Source organism: Devosia sp., assembly GCF_040509215.1.
Classification (GTDB): domain Bacteria; phylum Pseudomonadota; class Alphaproteobacteria; order Rhizobiales; family Devosiaceae; genus Devosia.
Genome location: NZ_JBEVLL010000076.1, coordinates 1 through 13,269 on the forward strand (window position 1 = coordinate 1; position 13,269 = coordinate 13,269).

The window sequence follows — 13,269 nt, forward strand, 5'->3', positions numbered from 1 at the left end:
ACGGCGAGCGGCATCAGCTCCGCTTCATAGGCCCGGCCGATCAGCGAGTAATAGACCTGATGCGCGACAAGGCGCGACAAGCCCTGCCGATCTGCGACCGCCTGCGCTTTCATGAGTTGCCAGCCGGGATAGTTGGAAACGCCGGCATAGCGCAGCTTGCCTGCCGCGATCAGCATATCGAGCGTGCCCATCAACTCCTCGACCGGGGTGAAAGCATCGAAAGCGTGAAGCTGGAGCAGGTCGATATAATCGGTGCCCAGCCGTCGCAGCGCGTCCTCGACCACACGGATCAGCCGCGTGCGTGACGCGCCCCAGTCCTGCGGGCCATCGCCCATCGGCAGACCGGTCTTGGTCGAAATCAGCACCGCATCGCGCCGGCCCTTGATGGCCTCACCCAGTACCTCCTCGGACGCACCGTTCGAATAGACATCGGCGGTGTCGAACAAGGTGACGCCTGCTTCGAGGCAAATGTCGATCAGCCGCCGAGCCTCGGCAGCGTCGCTTTGTCCCCAGGCGCTGAACAGCGGCCCCTTGCCGCCGAAGGTGCCAGTGCCAAAGCTAAGCGCGGGCACCCGCAGACCCGACGCGCCCAATTGCCTGTATTCCATGGTTCACCCTTTCGGTTACGATGCAGATGCATAAATGGACGCAAGAACCACGCTGGAATAGCGTGCAATGGAGCGAAGGATTTTTGCCTTGCAAGCAAAAGCGATGGACGGAGTAGATCGCGCACGCGCGCTGGAGATATTCACGGCGGTGGTCGATCTCGGCAGCTTCTCCGCGGCTGGCCGCCAGTTCGGCCTCACCCCCTCTGCAGTCAGCCGCACGATCGACCGGATCGAAACACGGCTCGGTGTGCGGCTGCTGCTGCGCTCGACCCGCACGCTCACCCTGACAGCGGAAGGTCGCAGCTATCTCCAGGCTGCGCGACGCATCCTCGCCGACCTGAACGACGCCGAGCAGCAGATCGCCGACCAGGGGGCGCCACGCGGGCGGTTTCGAGTCAATGCGGCGCAATCACACGGCCGGCTATGCGTCGTGCCGCTGCTCGGCGAATTCGTGCGGCTTTATCCGCATATCCTGGTCGACATCGCTTTGTCGGACACGCTGGTCGACGTGGCGGGTGGCGAAGCAGATGTAGCGATCCGCTTCGGTCCGCTCGCCGACAGCGGGCTCATGGCGCGCAAGCTGGGCGAGACCGGCCGCGTGATCGTTGCCTCGCCGGACTACCTGGCGCGCGCCGGTACTCCGCGCGTGCCCGAAGATCTCCACCGTCACAACTGCCTCAACTTCAATTTCCGCAGGGCCGAGCCGATCTGGCCGTTCCGCCGCAACCGAGAAGATTTCGAACTGTCGGTGAAGGGCACGATCGAGGCGAACAGCGGCGAGACCCTTGGTGAACTCGCTGCTCAAGGGGTTGGGATCGCTCGGGTGGGCCGCTTCAGCGTCGTCAACGAGATAGAGACCGGACGGCTGGTCCCGGTCCTTGAGGACTACAATCCGGGCGATGTCGAGCATATCCACGCCGTTTTTGTCGGCGGAGCCAACATCCCGGCCCGCGTTCGCGTCTTTGTGGATTTCCTGGTCGACAAGCTGCGCTGACACCGTCTGTTTTGCGCCCCGGGCATGTCGTTCCGTGTTGTAGAGCTGGGCGGAGAGCGGCAGCGACCGGGCGAGGGACAGCCCGGTCGCATCGATTATCTGGCTGCTACCGCGCGAACACTGCACACCTGGAGATCGGCTGATGTCACAGCGCGAAGAGCTTTTTCACCTCATCGGCAGTGACAGTGCGGCCATAGTCGGCGAGCTGGAAACTTTCAGCGAATTCGTGGCCGCCGCTCATGCCTGGCAGGGCGTACATGAATTCGGGCCAGTATTTGAGGATGAAGGCGCGCTCGGCGGCCCAGTCACCGATCTTTGGGGCTTCGTTGAGGAAGCCGCGTTCGAAGGGAGCGAATTCGTAGAACTGGGTGGCGTGGGCTGCGCAGGCTTTGAGCTTGGCGTCGATGGACGAGGCGACGTCGAAGACCACGTCGTGCTTGTGGACGTCGAGAGCGCCGTAGTCGATCATTTTCAGGCAGATCGGGGCTTCGGCCAGCGGCGGCACTTCGGGGCAGATATTGCCATTGGTGCAGAAGCCGGAGGCTTCGCGCACGACCTTGCCGGCATTGCGGTTGTCGAGGTGCCCCGGGCAATCGTCGTGGAAGGTGATGACCACATCGGCCTGCCAGCGGCGGATGGAGGAGATGACCGCCGTGCGCAAAGCTAGGTCCGGCATCAGTTCGCCATCGTGGATATCGAGGATTTCATAGTCGAGCACACCGAGGTGACGCGCGGCAGCATAGGCTTCGCGAGCGCGGCGGCGTTTTAGCGGATCGCGGTCCATCTGATAGTGACCGGCATCGCCGTTGGTCAGCGACATGAATTTGACGGCCACGCCACGATCGGCAAGGCGCCGCATGGTACCGCCGGTATACATTTCCGCTTCGTCGGGATGAGCTTCGATGACGAGCACTTTGAGCGGATAAGACATGGTCGGTATTACTCCTTTGCAGTAGAGGCGGCGCGCAGCACATCGGCCGCCGCCTTGAGGGTGGCGCCGCTGCGCGACACGAAACCCTCGAGTTCGTCGAGTGAAGGGTTGGGAGAGAAGTAGTCGTCCGGCGCGATCATCGTGCCGGCGCGGACGCCGTCCTCGAAGACGCGGGAGAGGCGGATCAGCTCGAGGATTTCCCCGAGCACGGCATCCGGCTGGCGGGCCTGCCAGTCGGGGTCGAAAAGCGGGATCTGGTTCTTGTCCGAGCCCCAGACGTTCTCAATGGTGAAATTGGGCCGGCTACCCGCTTCGAAGATGGCGCCGAGTACCTTTACCCAATCGATGACGCCATCGCCGCAGGCGCGGGTCTGGCGCTCGAGGCCATGCGGTCGCGCGAAAAGCACGATGTCGCGCATATGGGTTTTGCGCACGAAGGGGGCGAGGCGGCGGGTGGCGGCCACGGGATCTTCGCCGCGCACCACGACATTGGCGAGATCGAGGGTGACGCCCAAGGTGTCATCGCCGACCTGCTCGATCAGGCGGACGATTTCGGAAGTGGTGATCTCTTCATGGGTTTCGACGGCGATGACGGCGCCGCGGTCTTTCAGGACCGGCTTGAGTTTGAGTAGGAACTTTCGCGTGGCTTCGAGCTGGTCGGGCCAATCGACATCGGTGCGATAGCGGTCGATGGCGTGGAGACCCCAGCTATGACGCTGGTAATTGGCCGTATCGCCCCAGAGCGCGGTGCAGCCAATGGCCGTGGTCGCCTCGATCATACGGGTCATGCCGAGCACATAGTCGCCCTGGCCGATGTCGCGGACTTCGGGAGCTTCCGGTGTGTTGTAGGGGTTGATCTTCCCCAGACCCATTTCGAGGTAGAGGCCGAGTTCATCGGCGCGCTGTTTTACGGCGGCGAGGAAGCCAGCATCGAGCGTCGGGGAGACGTCCAGCACCGTGCGAAAGAAGACGCCGGCATGGCCGAGCGCGGCGCAACGCTCAAGGAGCGCGATGGGTCCGAGGTCGGCGGCGCGCGGAAACTTTCGGCCATCTATGCCGACGCGAATTTCGGGGATGACTGTCGTCATGGGAGGGCCACTTCGGGTTGGTCATTCGGCAGCCCCAGCCCGCCGGGAACAGCGGCGATAAGGCGGCGCGTATAGTCGTGTTGGGGGTTCTTGAGGACGGCCTTGGCTGGCCCTTCTTCGACCAGCTTGCCGCGATGCATCACGGCGATACGGTCGGCGATATAGCCGGCGCTGACCACGTCATGGGTAATGTAGAGCACCGCGACGCCCTGTTCGTCGCGCAGCCGCGCGATGAGGTTGAGGATGTCGCGCCGGATCGAGACGTCGAGCATGGAAACCGGCTCGTCGGCCACCAGCAGTTTTGGCGAGGCGGCGAGCGCGCGGGCGAGACCGACACGCTGGCGCTGACCGCCCGACAGTTCGTGCGGACGGCGGTCGAGATAGCTTTCGGTCGGGGTGAGCCCGACTTCGGTGAGAAGCGCGGCAACGCGGGCCTCCACATCGCGCTTGTCTGTGCCCGGCGCCGAGATTACGGCGCGGCGGAGGTGGTGGCCAATGGTGTGGAGGGGATTGAGCGAGCCATAGACATCCTGGAACACCATCTGCGCGGCACGTGGCGTGCCGGGGCGACGGCGCGAGACGGGTACAGGGGTGTGGCCATCGACAAGGATATCGCCCGAGGTCGGGCGGATGAGGCCGGTGACGATACGACCGAAGGTGGATTTGCCGCTGCCCGACGCGCCGACCAGGGCAACGATTTCGCGCGGGGCGAGGCGGAACGACATGTCATCGACGGCTCGCAGGACGGCGCTGCCGGTGAAGGGATTACGGCCATAGCTTTTGACGAGATGGTGCGTTTCGAGCACCGGCTGAACGAGTTTGCGCTCGGCGATGGGCTCCGATGTCGTGAAATCGACCTTGGGCGTCGCTGAGAGCAGCGCCTTGGAATAGGGGTGCTCCTGATGCTTGCGGAAGGTTGCGGTGCTCGCCGTCTCGACGATCTTTCCATCTTTCATCACCGCAATGCGATCGGCCACATCGAAGAGGAGCGGCAGATCGTGGGTGATGAGCAGAACCGCGAAGCCCATTCGCTTTTGCAGCGCCTTCACGGTAACGAAGATTTCCTGCTGCACGATCACGTCGAGGGCCGTGGTCGGCTCGTCGAGGATGACGAGTTGCGGCGAGAGGGCGAGCGCCATGGCGATGACCACGCGTTGCCGCTGGCCACCGGAAAGTTCATGTGGAAATGCACTGAGCCGGCTGGGGTCGATATCAACCATTTGCAGCAGCTCGGTGGGCGTCTTTGTGCCGCCGCCCCGCTCAAGCACTTCCTTGAGCTGAGCACTGACGCGCTTGACCGGATTGAGGGAGGTCAGGGCATTTTGCAGGACGATGGAGGCCGTGTGCCAGCGCAGTTCGCGCACTCGCTGGCTGTCTGAGGTCAGCATGTCGTGGCCTGCGACGCGGATTTCTCCACCGGTGATGACGCCGGGGGCACGCAAGAGGCGCAGGATGGACTGGGCGATGGTGGACTTGCCGCAGCCCGATTCTCCGGCAAGGCCCATGAATTCACCCGGCGCGATGCTGAAGGAAACCTTGTCCACGGCCGTGCGGATGCCGTCTTCGGTGGCATAGCCAACGGAGAGATTGGTGATTTCGAGAGCGGGAACGAGATCAGGCATCGCGCTTCACCGGGGTCATGAGCGAGGCGCTCGGTTTGCTGAAGCCGGCCTTTCGCAAGAGGCGATCGGCGCGGAGACGCGGGTTGCCCAATTCGTCGACGGCATTGTTGATGAGGGCGAGGGAGAAAGCGGTGAGCGCAATCGCCATGCCGGGGACCACGAAGGTCCACCAGGCGCCGCGGATCAGGGCGGAGGTATTTTGCGCCCAGAAGAGCATGGAGCCCCAGGTGACCTGGCCGCCATCGCCAAGGCCCAAGAACTCAAGCGAGGCCTGGGCGGTGATGGCAAAGATCACCTGATTGACGAAATAGGCGGCAACGACCGAACCCATATTGGGGAGGAGTTCAATGGCGACGATGCGCCAGCGGCGTTCGCCCACATCTTCGGCGGCAGCGATGAATTCCCGTTCGCGCAGGCTCAATGCCTGCGAGCGGAAGAGGCGCGCGCCAAAAGCCCAGCCGGTGATAGTGAGCACCATGATCATGGTTGCCGGGCCCGGCGTCAGGAAGGCGGCGAGAACGACGATCAGGGGCAGCGAGGGAATGACGAGGAAGACATTGGTGACGAGGGTCAGAACGTCATCGACCCAGCCGCGGAAATAGGCCGAGGTGAGCGCCACGATGAGGGCGAGCAGCGTCGTCAGGACCGCGATGGTGAAGGCGATCCAGAGCGTGTTCTGGCCGCCATAGAGGAACTGGCTCAACACATCCTGCCCCTGCCCGGTCGTGCCGAAGGGATGGGCCCAGGAGGGGAATTCGTTGATGCCGCCGGTGGCCCGGGTGGGATGATAGGGCGCGATCCAGCGGGCGAGCGCCGTGCTGCCCACGAGGATGACGAGGATGACGACGCCGACGAGAACCGGAATAGAGCCAAGGGCCTGACGCCGGATTTTGCCAAAGGTTTCGTAGAAGGACATGGCTCAGGCTCCCTGTCCGGCGCGGACACGCGGGTCGAGCAGCACGTAGAGCGTGTCGACGAAGAAATTCGCCGCGAGCACCGAAAGCGTGATGATGAGGAAGAGCGCCTGCATCAGCGGATAATCGACGGCGCTGACGGCGCGCATGAGCGAATAGCCGAGACCGGGATAGGTGAAGACAATCTCGGTGAGCAATTGGCCGGAGAAGACGCCGCCGATGGCTGCACCGAGCGCCGTGATATTGGGCAGAAGTGCGGTGCGGACGGCATGGGAGAACAGCACGCGGTGCGGCTTTAGCCCCTTGGCTTCGGCGAGGGTGAGATAGTCTTCGCTGAGGACGCCGATCATGGCGTTGCGCATGTTGAGCGTCCATGGCCCGAGCGAGACCAGCACCACAGTGAAGGCCGGTGCGATCAGGTGGTAGAGCACATCGCTGACGCCCGAGAGGGTGAAGGGCGGCGGGTTGACGCTCGAATAGGCATTGCCCATCGGGAACCACTTCAGCTTGAAGCAGAAGAAATAGAAGAGCAGTAGCGCGAGGAAAAAGTACGGAAACGAGCCGAGAAAGAGCAGGATGGGCGGCGCAAACCGGTCAAAGATGCCGCCGCGGCGCCAAGCCGCGAGGGCGCCGAGCGCTGAGCCGATGACAAAGCTCAGGAGCACCGAGGTGAGGCCCAGCAGCACGGACCATCCGATGCCGGCCGCGATGATGTCGCTGACCTGAGCCGGGAAATTGGAGAGCGAACGGCCGAAATCGCCGCGCAGGATATTGCCCAGATAGGTGAGATATTGCTGGAACAGCGGATCGTCGGTGAGGCCATAGGCCTGGCGGAGCGCGGCAAGGGATTCTTCGTTCAAGGTCGTTGAATAGGTGGCGACGATGGTCGAAGCCGGATCGCCGGGCGTCAGGCGTGGCAGGAAGAAGTTCACGGTGATGGCGACGAAGGCTGCCAGCACGTAGAACATCAGCCGCTTTGCAATGTAGAGCATAACTGGGCCTCCAAAGTGGGGCTCCCGCGAGCGGGAGCCCCGGCGCCGATTGGGAGCTATTCAGCGCGACGTTCGAGCTTGGGCCAGACCAGCAGCGGACCATTGGTCATCTGCAGGCTCAGGGGCGCGTAAGCGTTCTCGGCATTGGGGAAGCCGGTGAACCGGTTGGTGTTGTAGAGGCCCCAATCCGGCTGCTCGTAGAGCGGGATGGCGGGCGCGGCTTCGTTGAACATGCCTTCGAGCTGGGCGATGATTGCCTTCTGCTCGGTGGCATCGGTCGAGGCGGCGAACTTGGCGAGAAGCTCGTCCACTGCCGGATCGCCGTAGCGCTGCTGGTTATTAGGCGAGGCAGTGCCCACCGGCTGGACCGATGAGGTCGCCATGTTGTTGCGATAGAATTCGAACGGCGTCGCGGTGCGCTGGGCGGTGCCGAGCGAGAGATCGAACTGGCCGGTAAAGGTGGAATTGGTCCAGCTATCGGCCGTGGTCGTGCGCAGGGTTACATCCATGCCGATGTCGGCAAGGTTTTCCGCGACGATCTGGCTGGCCGAGACCCAATCGTTCCAGCCTGAGGGAACGATGATGTCATAGGCCATGGGCTGGCCGTCCTTGTCGACGCGGATGCCATCGCCACCGCGGGTGTAACCGGCATCGTCGAGCAGCTTGTTGGCGGCATCGGGATCAATATTGACCCAGGAAGAGCCGGCTTCGACGACGGCCGGATCGATCCAGTCCTTGAAAGGACCTTCGGGCAGGCCGGTGGCATTGCCGGGCACCGACTTGCCCCAGACGCCGGTATTGATCATGCGCTGGCGATCGAGCGCCAGGCTCATGGCTTTACGCACGGTGGTGTCGCCGAGAGCACCCTCGGTGGTATTGGCAAGCAGCATCACGACGGATGTGCGTGGCCACCAATAGCCGAAATGTTCGGGATCGAGCGCCACGAAGGTGGTGTCCGGGTCGGGCACCAGCCCACCCCAATCGATATTGCCGGAAAGCACCGCGGCGCTGACCTGGTCATTGCCGTTAAAACCCTGGACGAAGACGCCTTCGATATTGAGCGGCTGCCAGTAGTTCGGGTTCTGCGTCACCTGGTAGCGGTCGGTGCCGAATGCATCGATGGTGGTGAAGGGACCGGTGCCGACCGGTTCGGAATTCTCAAAGGTGACGGGGTCGGCGATGTCCTTCCAGACGTGCTCGGGCACGATGAACTGGTCGACGATGGCGTAGAGGCCCGGCGTGTAGGTGGTCGAGAAGGTGAATTTCACCGTCGTGTCATCAACGGCTTCGACGGCGCTGAGATACTGGCCGAAGGCACCGGCAGCGGGGCCGATCAGGCCCGGATTGTCCTTCATCAGGTTGAAGGTGAAGGCGACGTCGTCAGCCGTGAAAGCCTCGCCATCGGACCATTTTACATCGTCACGCAGGGTGAGCGTCAGGGTCAGCGCATCGGCGGACCATTCGTAGCCCGTGGCCAGCCACGGATCGAGCTGACCCGTCGCGTAGTTCTGGATCATGGTCGGTTCATACATCGTGCGCGTGCTGACCCAGCGGGCGGTCGGCGAGAACGGATTGAATGTACGGGTAAAGCTGTTGCCGCCCTCGGCCACGATGCGGACAAGCTGGTCGAGAGGGACTTCGGCAAAGGCCGGAAGCGGGGCGGTTAACGCTGCAGTTCCGGCAAGACCCGCAAGGGCCAGAGCGCGCAAACCTCTGGACAATGTCCATGGGGTCTTCTTCGAACTTGTATGTCTGTGCATAAACATCTCCGGGGAAGGCTGCTTCATCAAAGGGTGGTCCAATCTCCTCACGGGAGGCCGCGTGCAGCGCTGCCTCCCGTGAACACGCGCTCCCGGGCATGCCCGAGCGCGAGTTCTACGGCGCCCGCCCGCACGGCATTGCTGCTCACGGCGGTGGGAACAATTTGTGGAATGACGATGGGCAGGCGCTTCAACACGCTCCTGACGCTGTCGCAGAGCGGCCTGCCGCCGGCGCGGCCAACGTCGCCGCCCAGCACCACCATTTCGGGATCGAGAATGCCGATGGCGCCGGTGAGCGCTGCAGCAACGCGATAACCGAGCTCGCCAAAGAACGCATCCTGCCCCCCACCGCGAGCCGCCTTGGCGATAGCGTCGATGCTGTCGTCGCCGACAAGGCCATATTTGGCGACGAGCGCGTCGATGGCAGACACGTTGAGCAGGTCTTCAACGAGCGCCATCCGGACTTCTTCGCCCGGCGAGGCGAAACGATCCGGCACCATGGCCCCGCCCAATTCGCCGGCTGTACCCGTCGAGCCGTGGATGAGCCGCCCGCCGATGACGGCGCCGGCGCCGACACCATCGCCGACCCAGAGGAGGATGAAGGACTGGATGGAGGCGGCCGCACCAAAGGTCATTTCTTCGATGGCGACGAGATTGACGTCGTTCTCGATCAGCACATGGCGATGACCGAGCACTTCCTGCAGCGCATCGGGGATATGGTAGCCTTCCCAATTGGGGATCTGCTGCCCCTTGCGCAGGTTGCCCGCGGTCATATCGACGATGCCGGGAAGACCGACGACGAGTTGGTCGATCTGCTTGATGTCGATGCCAGCTTCTCGGGTCACCGCCTGAAGCACTGCGGTGAGCCGCTCGTGAGCATCGTAGCGCTCGCCCGGCTGCCCCTCATGCCTGAAGGTGCCGATAATATTGCCGGCAATGTCGGCAATCGCTGCGTCTATTCCATGCGTACCGACATCAATGCCGGCGACGAAGGAGGCTGCCGGGTCGAGACCCCAAAGACCGGCCTTGGGGCCGTATGTGCCGGCCTTCTCGCCATCGCGGCGAATGAGGTTCACCGCTTCGAGCCGACGCAGTAGGTCGGACATCGCGGGCTTGGAAAGACCGGTGAAGGCCTCGAGCTCCATGCGTGTCAGGGCGCCCTCATTGAGGAGGCGCTGAAGCACCGCCTTTTCGTTGAGATTGCGGAGCAGCCTGGGACTGCCGGATAGAATTTCCATCACCACTTGACCGTCTGGTAACTTTCCTTACAGTGATTAAGGTCTCATCTGAAACCGCTTGTCAAGAGACTGTCACAGGGTCGACGCAACCGATGAAAAACAGAGCCCCCTCCCCTTTCGATGGCGCCTATTATGCGCAGAGAATTGAACAAGGGCGCGCCTTGATGAAGCAGCTTGGGCTGGAGGCGATCCTCGCTTTTTCGGCGCCCAGGGGTCTCGCTGCCGGGACGAGAACAAGCGGAAATCTCGGCTGGTTTGCCGGGTTCAGCCCGATGTGGGCACCATCATTGCTGGTATTGACGGCAGACCAAGCGACCGTCATCGCGCCCGGAAAAAATGAGGTTCGGCTCTTTTCGACGCGTGTCGGCACGAGCTTTGACGTTCGTGGCGCGGGGCCGGACGGGATCATGGCGACCGCCTTGGAATTGCTCGGAGGGCGCCAACGAGTCGGCACCGCCGGGGCCGATGAATTGCCGCCGCGCTTTGTTGCACAACTCTTGGCAGCCTTGCCTCGGACCACGACCGTGGATACCCAATTGCAGGCGCTCCGGTTGATGCGCGCGCCGATCGAGGTCGAACTACATCGCCGCGCCAGCGCCATTTCAGATGCCATGATCAAACGCGCCTTTGCCTATGCGGCGGAGCCCGGAGCGACGCCGGCGCGCCTGATGGCCGAGGTCGAGCATGAGGGGCGCTTACATGGTGCCGATGTCTCGCGGCTCTGGCTTTCCACTGGTCCGAGCCCGCCGGCGACCTACTTCGAAATGTTCGAGCTACCCGAGGCGCTGGAACCCGGCGATCGGGTGCAGCTGGGCACCATGGTCTCCTATGAGGGCTATTTTGCTCAGGGGCTGCGTATCGGCAGCATCGGGCCCGCGAGCCCGGCGCTGAAGGACGCAGTCGCCCGGATCGAGGCGATCCAGGACGATGCCTTGGCGCTGATGCGGCCCGGACGGCCGGTGCATGAATTAGGCGATCTGATCGAAAGCCGGATCGACGCCATCTGTCCATACTCGCGTGAGACCGACCCTTTCCGCTTCCAGTCCTGTCATGGCCTTGGGCTCGACTATTCCGAGCCCGGCCTCGCCGCCGCCCTTTCGCCGCAGCGCGACCGTAGCCGCGACGCCGCTGGTCCGGTTTTCCAGCCGGGCATGGTGTTTGAAATCCACCCCAATTTTTCGCTGCCGAACCTTGGTCATGTCTGCGCCGGGGACGTGGCTTTGGTCACCGAAACCGGGGCCGAATGGCTCACCCGGTTTCCGCGCGGCGTCTTTCCGATCACCTGAAGGATTTTCCATGTACGCATTGATGCGCGGCAGCATCCCGGACGCCGGCAACGAGCCATTCGAGGTTTTAGGGAAAGCCGCGGCTCTAGGGGCTTCGGAGGTCACGTTCTACAGCCTTTTCGAACTGAGCCCGACGCTGGACAAGGGCACCTTGCGCGAGCTCAAGGCCGAGGCCGACCGCCTCGGCATCGCCATTGGCGCCAGTCTTGACTGGCTAAATCCGCTCCGGCTCGACCGCCATGCGCGGGAGCTTGACCTCGGCCAGGGTGATCTCGCGCGAGGCGTCGCAAGACTGCTCGAGACTGGGGCCGTCCTCGGCATGGCCGACATGTTCTTCACCATTGGAACGCTGGATGACAGGGCTGGCAACTGGACGGCGCAGCTTGATGCCGTTGGTATTCTGCTTGTCGGACTTCGCCCGAACCTTGCCGATCTCGGCATGCGGGTGCTTGTCAAAACGCATGAAGAAATCACGTCCTACGAATGCCTGGCTCTTGTCGAGCGCGTCGGCGCGGACAGGCTCGGAGTGTCCTACGACCCGGTGAACACGCTGGTGCGCATTGAAGATCCCATCGAGGCAGCAAGGCGTCTCGCGCCCCATATTGCCCAGGTGCACGTCGACGATGCGATATTGAAGCCGGAGCAGCCAAGTTCCATCCGCCGCCATCTGGTACCGGCCGGCGAGGGAATTCTCGATTGGGCGAAGATCTTCGCGATCGTGCCCGAGGCCAAGCGCCTTGTGGAACTGCACAATGGGCAATTCGCCATGCCGGTCTTTGACACCGACTGGCTCAAATCCCAGCCCTATATCGACCTCTGCGAATATGCGGGGCTTGTTGGTAAAGCGGTTGGCAAGCGCGAACCTGAGGTTGCAGACGGGTTGAAAACCGGGGATCGTCTTGCGGAAGCGATACGCATTTGCGGGGCAGCGAGCGCGCGCCCCGAACACTCAATGGACAAGGATTTTTGATGGCGCCACAGATACGCCAGGCACGCCCGGAAGACAGGGCGGCACTCTTTTCGATCTGTCTTCTTACGGCGGATGGCGGAGCCGATGCTTCGGCCCTTTATTCGGACCCGGATTATCCGGGGCTCGTGTGGTCGGTGCCCTATCTCGACTTCGCCCCCGAGCACGCCTTTGTTCTGGAGAATGACGGCGCCGTCATCGGCTATGTCGTTGGAACAGCGGACACAAGGGCATTCGAACAACGGCTCGATGCCGATTGGTGGCCGATGCTTGCGAAGAAATATACGGGACGGGAGGCGACAGCCAAGCAGGACAAGAACGTCCTCGACCGCATTCGCCAGCCAAAGCACGGCAACGCCTCACTCTCCGATCGCTATCCCGCGCATCTGCACATCAACCTCTTGCCGCCAGCCCAATCAGGCGGCTGGGGCCGCAGGATGATAGAGACCGAACTCGACTCGCTGAAAAAGGCAGGGGCCAAGGCGATGCATCTCGGCCTTAGCCTGACCAATGATCGCGCCTACGGCTTTTACAAGCACATCGGTCTCAAAGAGATCGGCCGCGATGAGGCCATCTGGATGGGCAAGCAGCTGTAAGACGACCCGCTACTACCAAAAGCTCTGCCACCGCTATCGGCACAGATCTGCCCCACGGTGGAGTCTGAAGTGAAGGCAGGTTTCCGGCGATCCGCGGAGCTGTCATTTCCCGGGTCGCCTTCATTCTTCTTGGCGAAACACTGATAACGCTCTGCTCTGCAGGGCCCAAGCCCTTCGTCGCTTTCAACAGCAACGACCTGCAAGTCAAAGTTGCGGCAGCTGGGTTCGCGCGAAGAAATCCTTAAGCGGTTGGGCGCCAGCGCGGACCCTCTT

General features: G+C 62.8%; 12 protein-coding genes. 4 read left to right on the forward strand and 8 right to left on the reverse strand.

Annotation, left to right across the window (positions count from 1 at the left end; translation table 11 throughout):
• The coding region (locus tag ABW043_RS04215) for an aldo/keto reductase (RefSeq protein WP_353919984.1) at positions 1 to 608 on the reverse strand (608 nt) is incomplete at its 3' end.
• Between the two features lie 103 nt (positions 609 to 711).
• Between ABW043_RS04215 and ABW043_RS04220 the strand changes: the two genes are divergently transcribed.
• Positions 712 to 1,602 carry a LysR family transcriptional regulator gene (locus tag ABW043_RS04220; RefSeq protein ID WP_353919985.1) on the forward strand — a complete coding sequence of 297 codons (891 nt, stop codon included), beginning with the start codon at positions 712 to 714 and terminating at the stop codon, positions 1,600 to 1,602.
• A 145-nt stretch (positions 1,603 to 1,747) separates the two neighbouring features.
• Here the strand turns inward: ABW043_RS04220 and ABW043_RS04225 are convergent, their stop codons facing one another.
• Genes ABW043_RS04225 through ABW043_RS04255 form a run of 7 tightly spaced genes read right to left on the reverse strand, consistent with a single transcriptional unit; the run spans position 1,748 to position 10,147 of the window.
• Positions 1,748 to 2,533: a PIG-L deacetylase family protein gene (locus tag ABW043_RS04225; protein WP_353919986.1), complete on the reverse strand. Its 786-nt coding sequence runs from the start codon at positions 2,531 to 2,533 to the stop codon at positions 1,748 to 1,750.
• A gap of 8 nt (positions 2,534 to 2,541) precedes the next feature.
• Positions 2,542 to 3,621: a sugar phosphate isomerase/epimerase family protein gene (locus tag ABW043_RS04230; RefSeq protein ID WP_353919987.1), complete on the reverse strand. Its 1,080-nt coding sequence runs from the start codon at positions 3,619 to 3,621 to the stop codon at positions 2,542 to 2,544.
• The gene (locus ABW043_RS04235) at positions 3,618 to 5,243 is read right to left on the reverse strand and encodes a dipeptide ABC transporter ATP-binding protein (RefSeq protein ID WP_353919988.1); all 1,626 of its coding nucleotides are present in this window, start codon (positions 5,241 to 5,243) and stop codon (positions 3,618 to 3,620) included. Before ABW043_RS04235 ends, ABW043_RS04230 begins: the two co-directional genes overlap by 4 nt.
• A complete protein-coding gene (locus tag ABW043_RS04240; protein WP_353919989.1) occupies positions 5,236 to 6,159 on the reverse strand; it encodes an ABC transporter permease in 924 nt (307 codons plus the stop codon). The genes ABW043_RS04235 and ABW043_RS04240 overlap by 8 nt, the downstream gene beginning before the upstream one ends.
• A 3-nt stretch (positions 6,160 to 6,162) precedes the next feature.
• Positions 6,163 to 7,149, reverse strand: coding sequence for an ABC transporter permease (locus ABW043_RS04245; protein WP_353919990.1), 987 nt, complete (start codon positions 7,147 to 7,149; stop codon positions 6,163 to 6,165).
• Positions 7,150 to 7,205: 56 nt separating this feature from the next.
• Positions 7,206 to 8,909, reverse strand: a complete 1,704-nt coding sequence (locus tag ABW043_RS04250) for an ABC transporter substrate-binding protein (RefSeq protein WP_353919991.1) — start codon at positions 8,907 to 8,909, stop codon at positions 7,206 to 7,208.
• A 47-nt stretch (positions 8,910 to 8,956) separates the two neighbouring features.
• Positions 8,957 to 10,147 carry an ROK family transcriptional regulator gene (locus tag ABW043_RS04255; protein WP_353919992.1) on the reverse strand — a complete coding sequence of 397 codons (1,191 nt, stop codon included), beginning with the start codon at positions 10,145 to 10,147 and terminating at the stop codon, positions 8,957 to 8,959.
• A 92-nt stretch (positions 10,148 to 10,239) separates the two neighbouring features.
• Between ABW043_RS04255 and ABW043_RS04260 the strand changes: the two genes are divergently transcribed.
• The 3 genes from ABW043_RS04260 to ABW043_RS04270 are packed head-to-tail and all read left to right on the forward strand — an operon-like array spanning position 10,240 to position 12,996.
• Positions 10,240 to 11,433, forward strand: a complete 1,194-nt coding sequence (locus ABW043_RS04260) for a M24 family metallopeptidase (protein WP_353919993.1) — start codon at positions 10,240 to 10,242, stop codon at positions 11,431 to 11,433.
• Between the two features lie 10 nt (positions 11,434 to 11,443).
• Positions 11,444 to 12,403, forward strand: a complete 960-nt coding sequence (locus ABW043_RS04265) for a sugar phosphate isomerase/epimerase family protein (RefSeq protein ID WP_353919994.1) — start codon at positions 11,444 to 11,446, stop codon at positions 12,401 to 12,403.
• A complete protein-coding gene (locus tag ABW043_RS04270; protein ID WP_353919995.1) occupies positions 12,403 to 12,996 on the forward strand; it encodes a GNAT family N-acetyltransferase in 594 nt (197 codons plus the stop codon). The genes ABW043_RS04265 and ABW043_RS04270 overlap by 1 nt, the downstream gene beginning before the upstream one ends.
• Positions 12,997 to 13,269: the final 273 nt, after the last annotated feature.

What these genes read in the sequence shown, in the direction of transcription:
- ABW043_RS04220 (WP_353919985.1), top strand. Translation starts at nt 712, where the DNA reads ATGGACGGAGTAGATCGCGCACGCGCGCTGGAGATATTCACGGCGGTG.
- ABW043_RS04225 (WP_353919986.1), bottom strand. Translation starts at nt 2,533, where the DNA reads ATGTCTTATCCGCTCAAAGTGCTCGTCATCGAAGCTCATCCCGACGAA.
- ABW043_RS04230 (WP_353919987.1), bottom strand. Translation starts at nt 3,621, where the DNA reads ATGACGACAGTCATCCCCGAAATTCGCGTCGGCATAGATGGCCGAAAG.
- ABW043_RS04235 (WP_353919988.1), bottom strand. Translation starts at nt 5,243, where the DNA reads ATGCCTGATCTCGTTCCCGCTCTCGAAATCACCAATCTCTCCGTTGGC.
- ABW043_RS04240 (WP_353919989.1), bottom strand. Translation starts at nt 6,159, where the DNA reads ATGTCCTTCTACGAAACCTTTGGCAAAATCCGGCGTCAGGCCCTTGGC.
- ABW043_RS04245 (WP_353919990.1), bottom strand. Translation starts at nt 7,149, where the DNA reads ATGCTCTACATTGCAAAGCGGCTGATGTTCTACGTGCTGGCAGCCTTC.
- ABW043_RS04250 (WP_353919991.1), bottom strand. Translation starts at nt 8,909, where the DNA reads ATGCACAGACATACAAGTTCGAAGAAGACCCCATGGACATTGTCCAGA.
- ABW043_RS04255 (WP_353919992.1), bottom strand. Translation starts at nt 10,147, where the DNA reads ATGGAAATTCTATCCGGCAGTCCCAGGCTGCTCCGCAATCTCAACGAA.
- ABW043_RS04260 (WP_353919993.1), top strand. Translation starts at nt 10,240, where the DNA reads ATGAAAAACAGAGCCCCCTCCCCTTTCGATGGCGCCTATTATGCGCAG.
- ABW043_RS04265 (WP_353919994.1), top strand. Translation starts at nt 11,444, where the DNA reads ATGTACGCATTGATGCGCGGCAGCATCCCGGACGCCGGCAACGAGCCA.
- ABW043_RS04270 (WP_353919995.1), top strand. Translation starts at nt 12,403, where the DNA reads ATGGCGCCACAGATACGCCAGGCACGCCCGGAAGACAGGGCGGCACTC.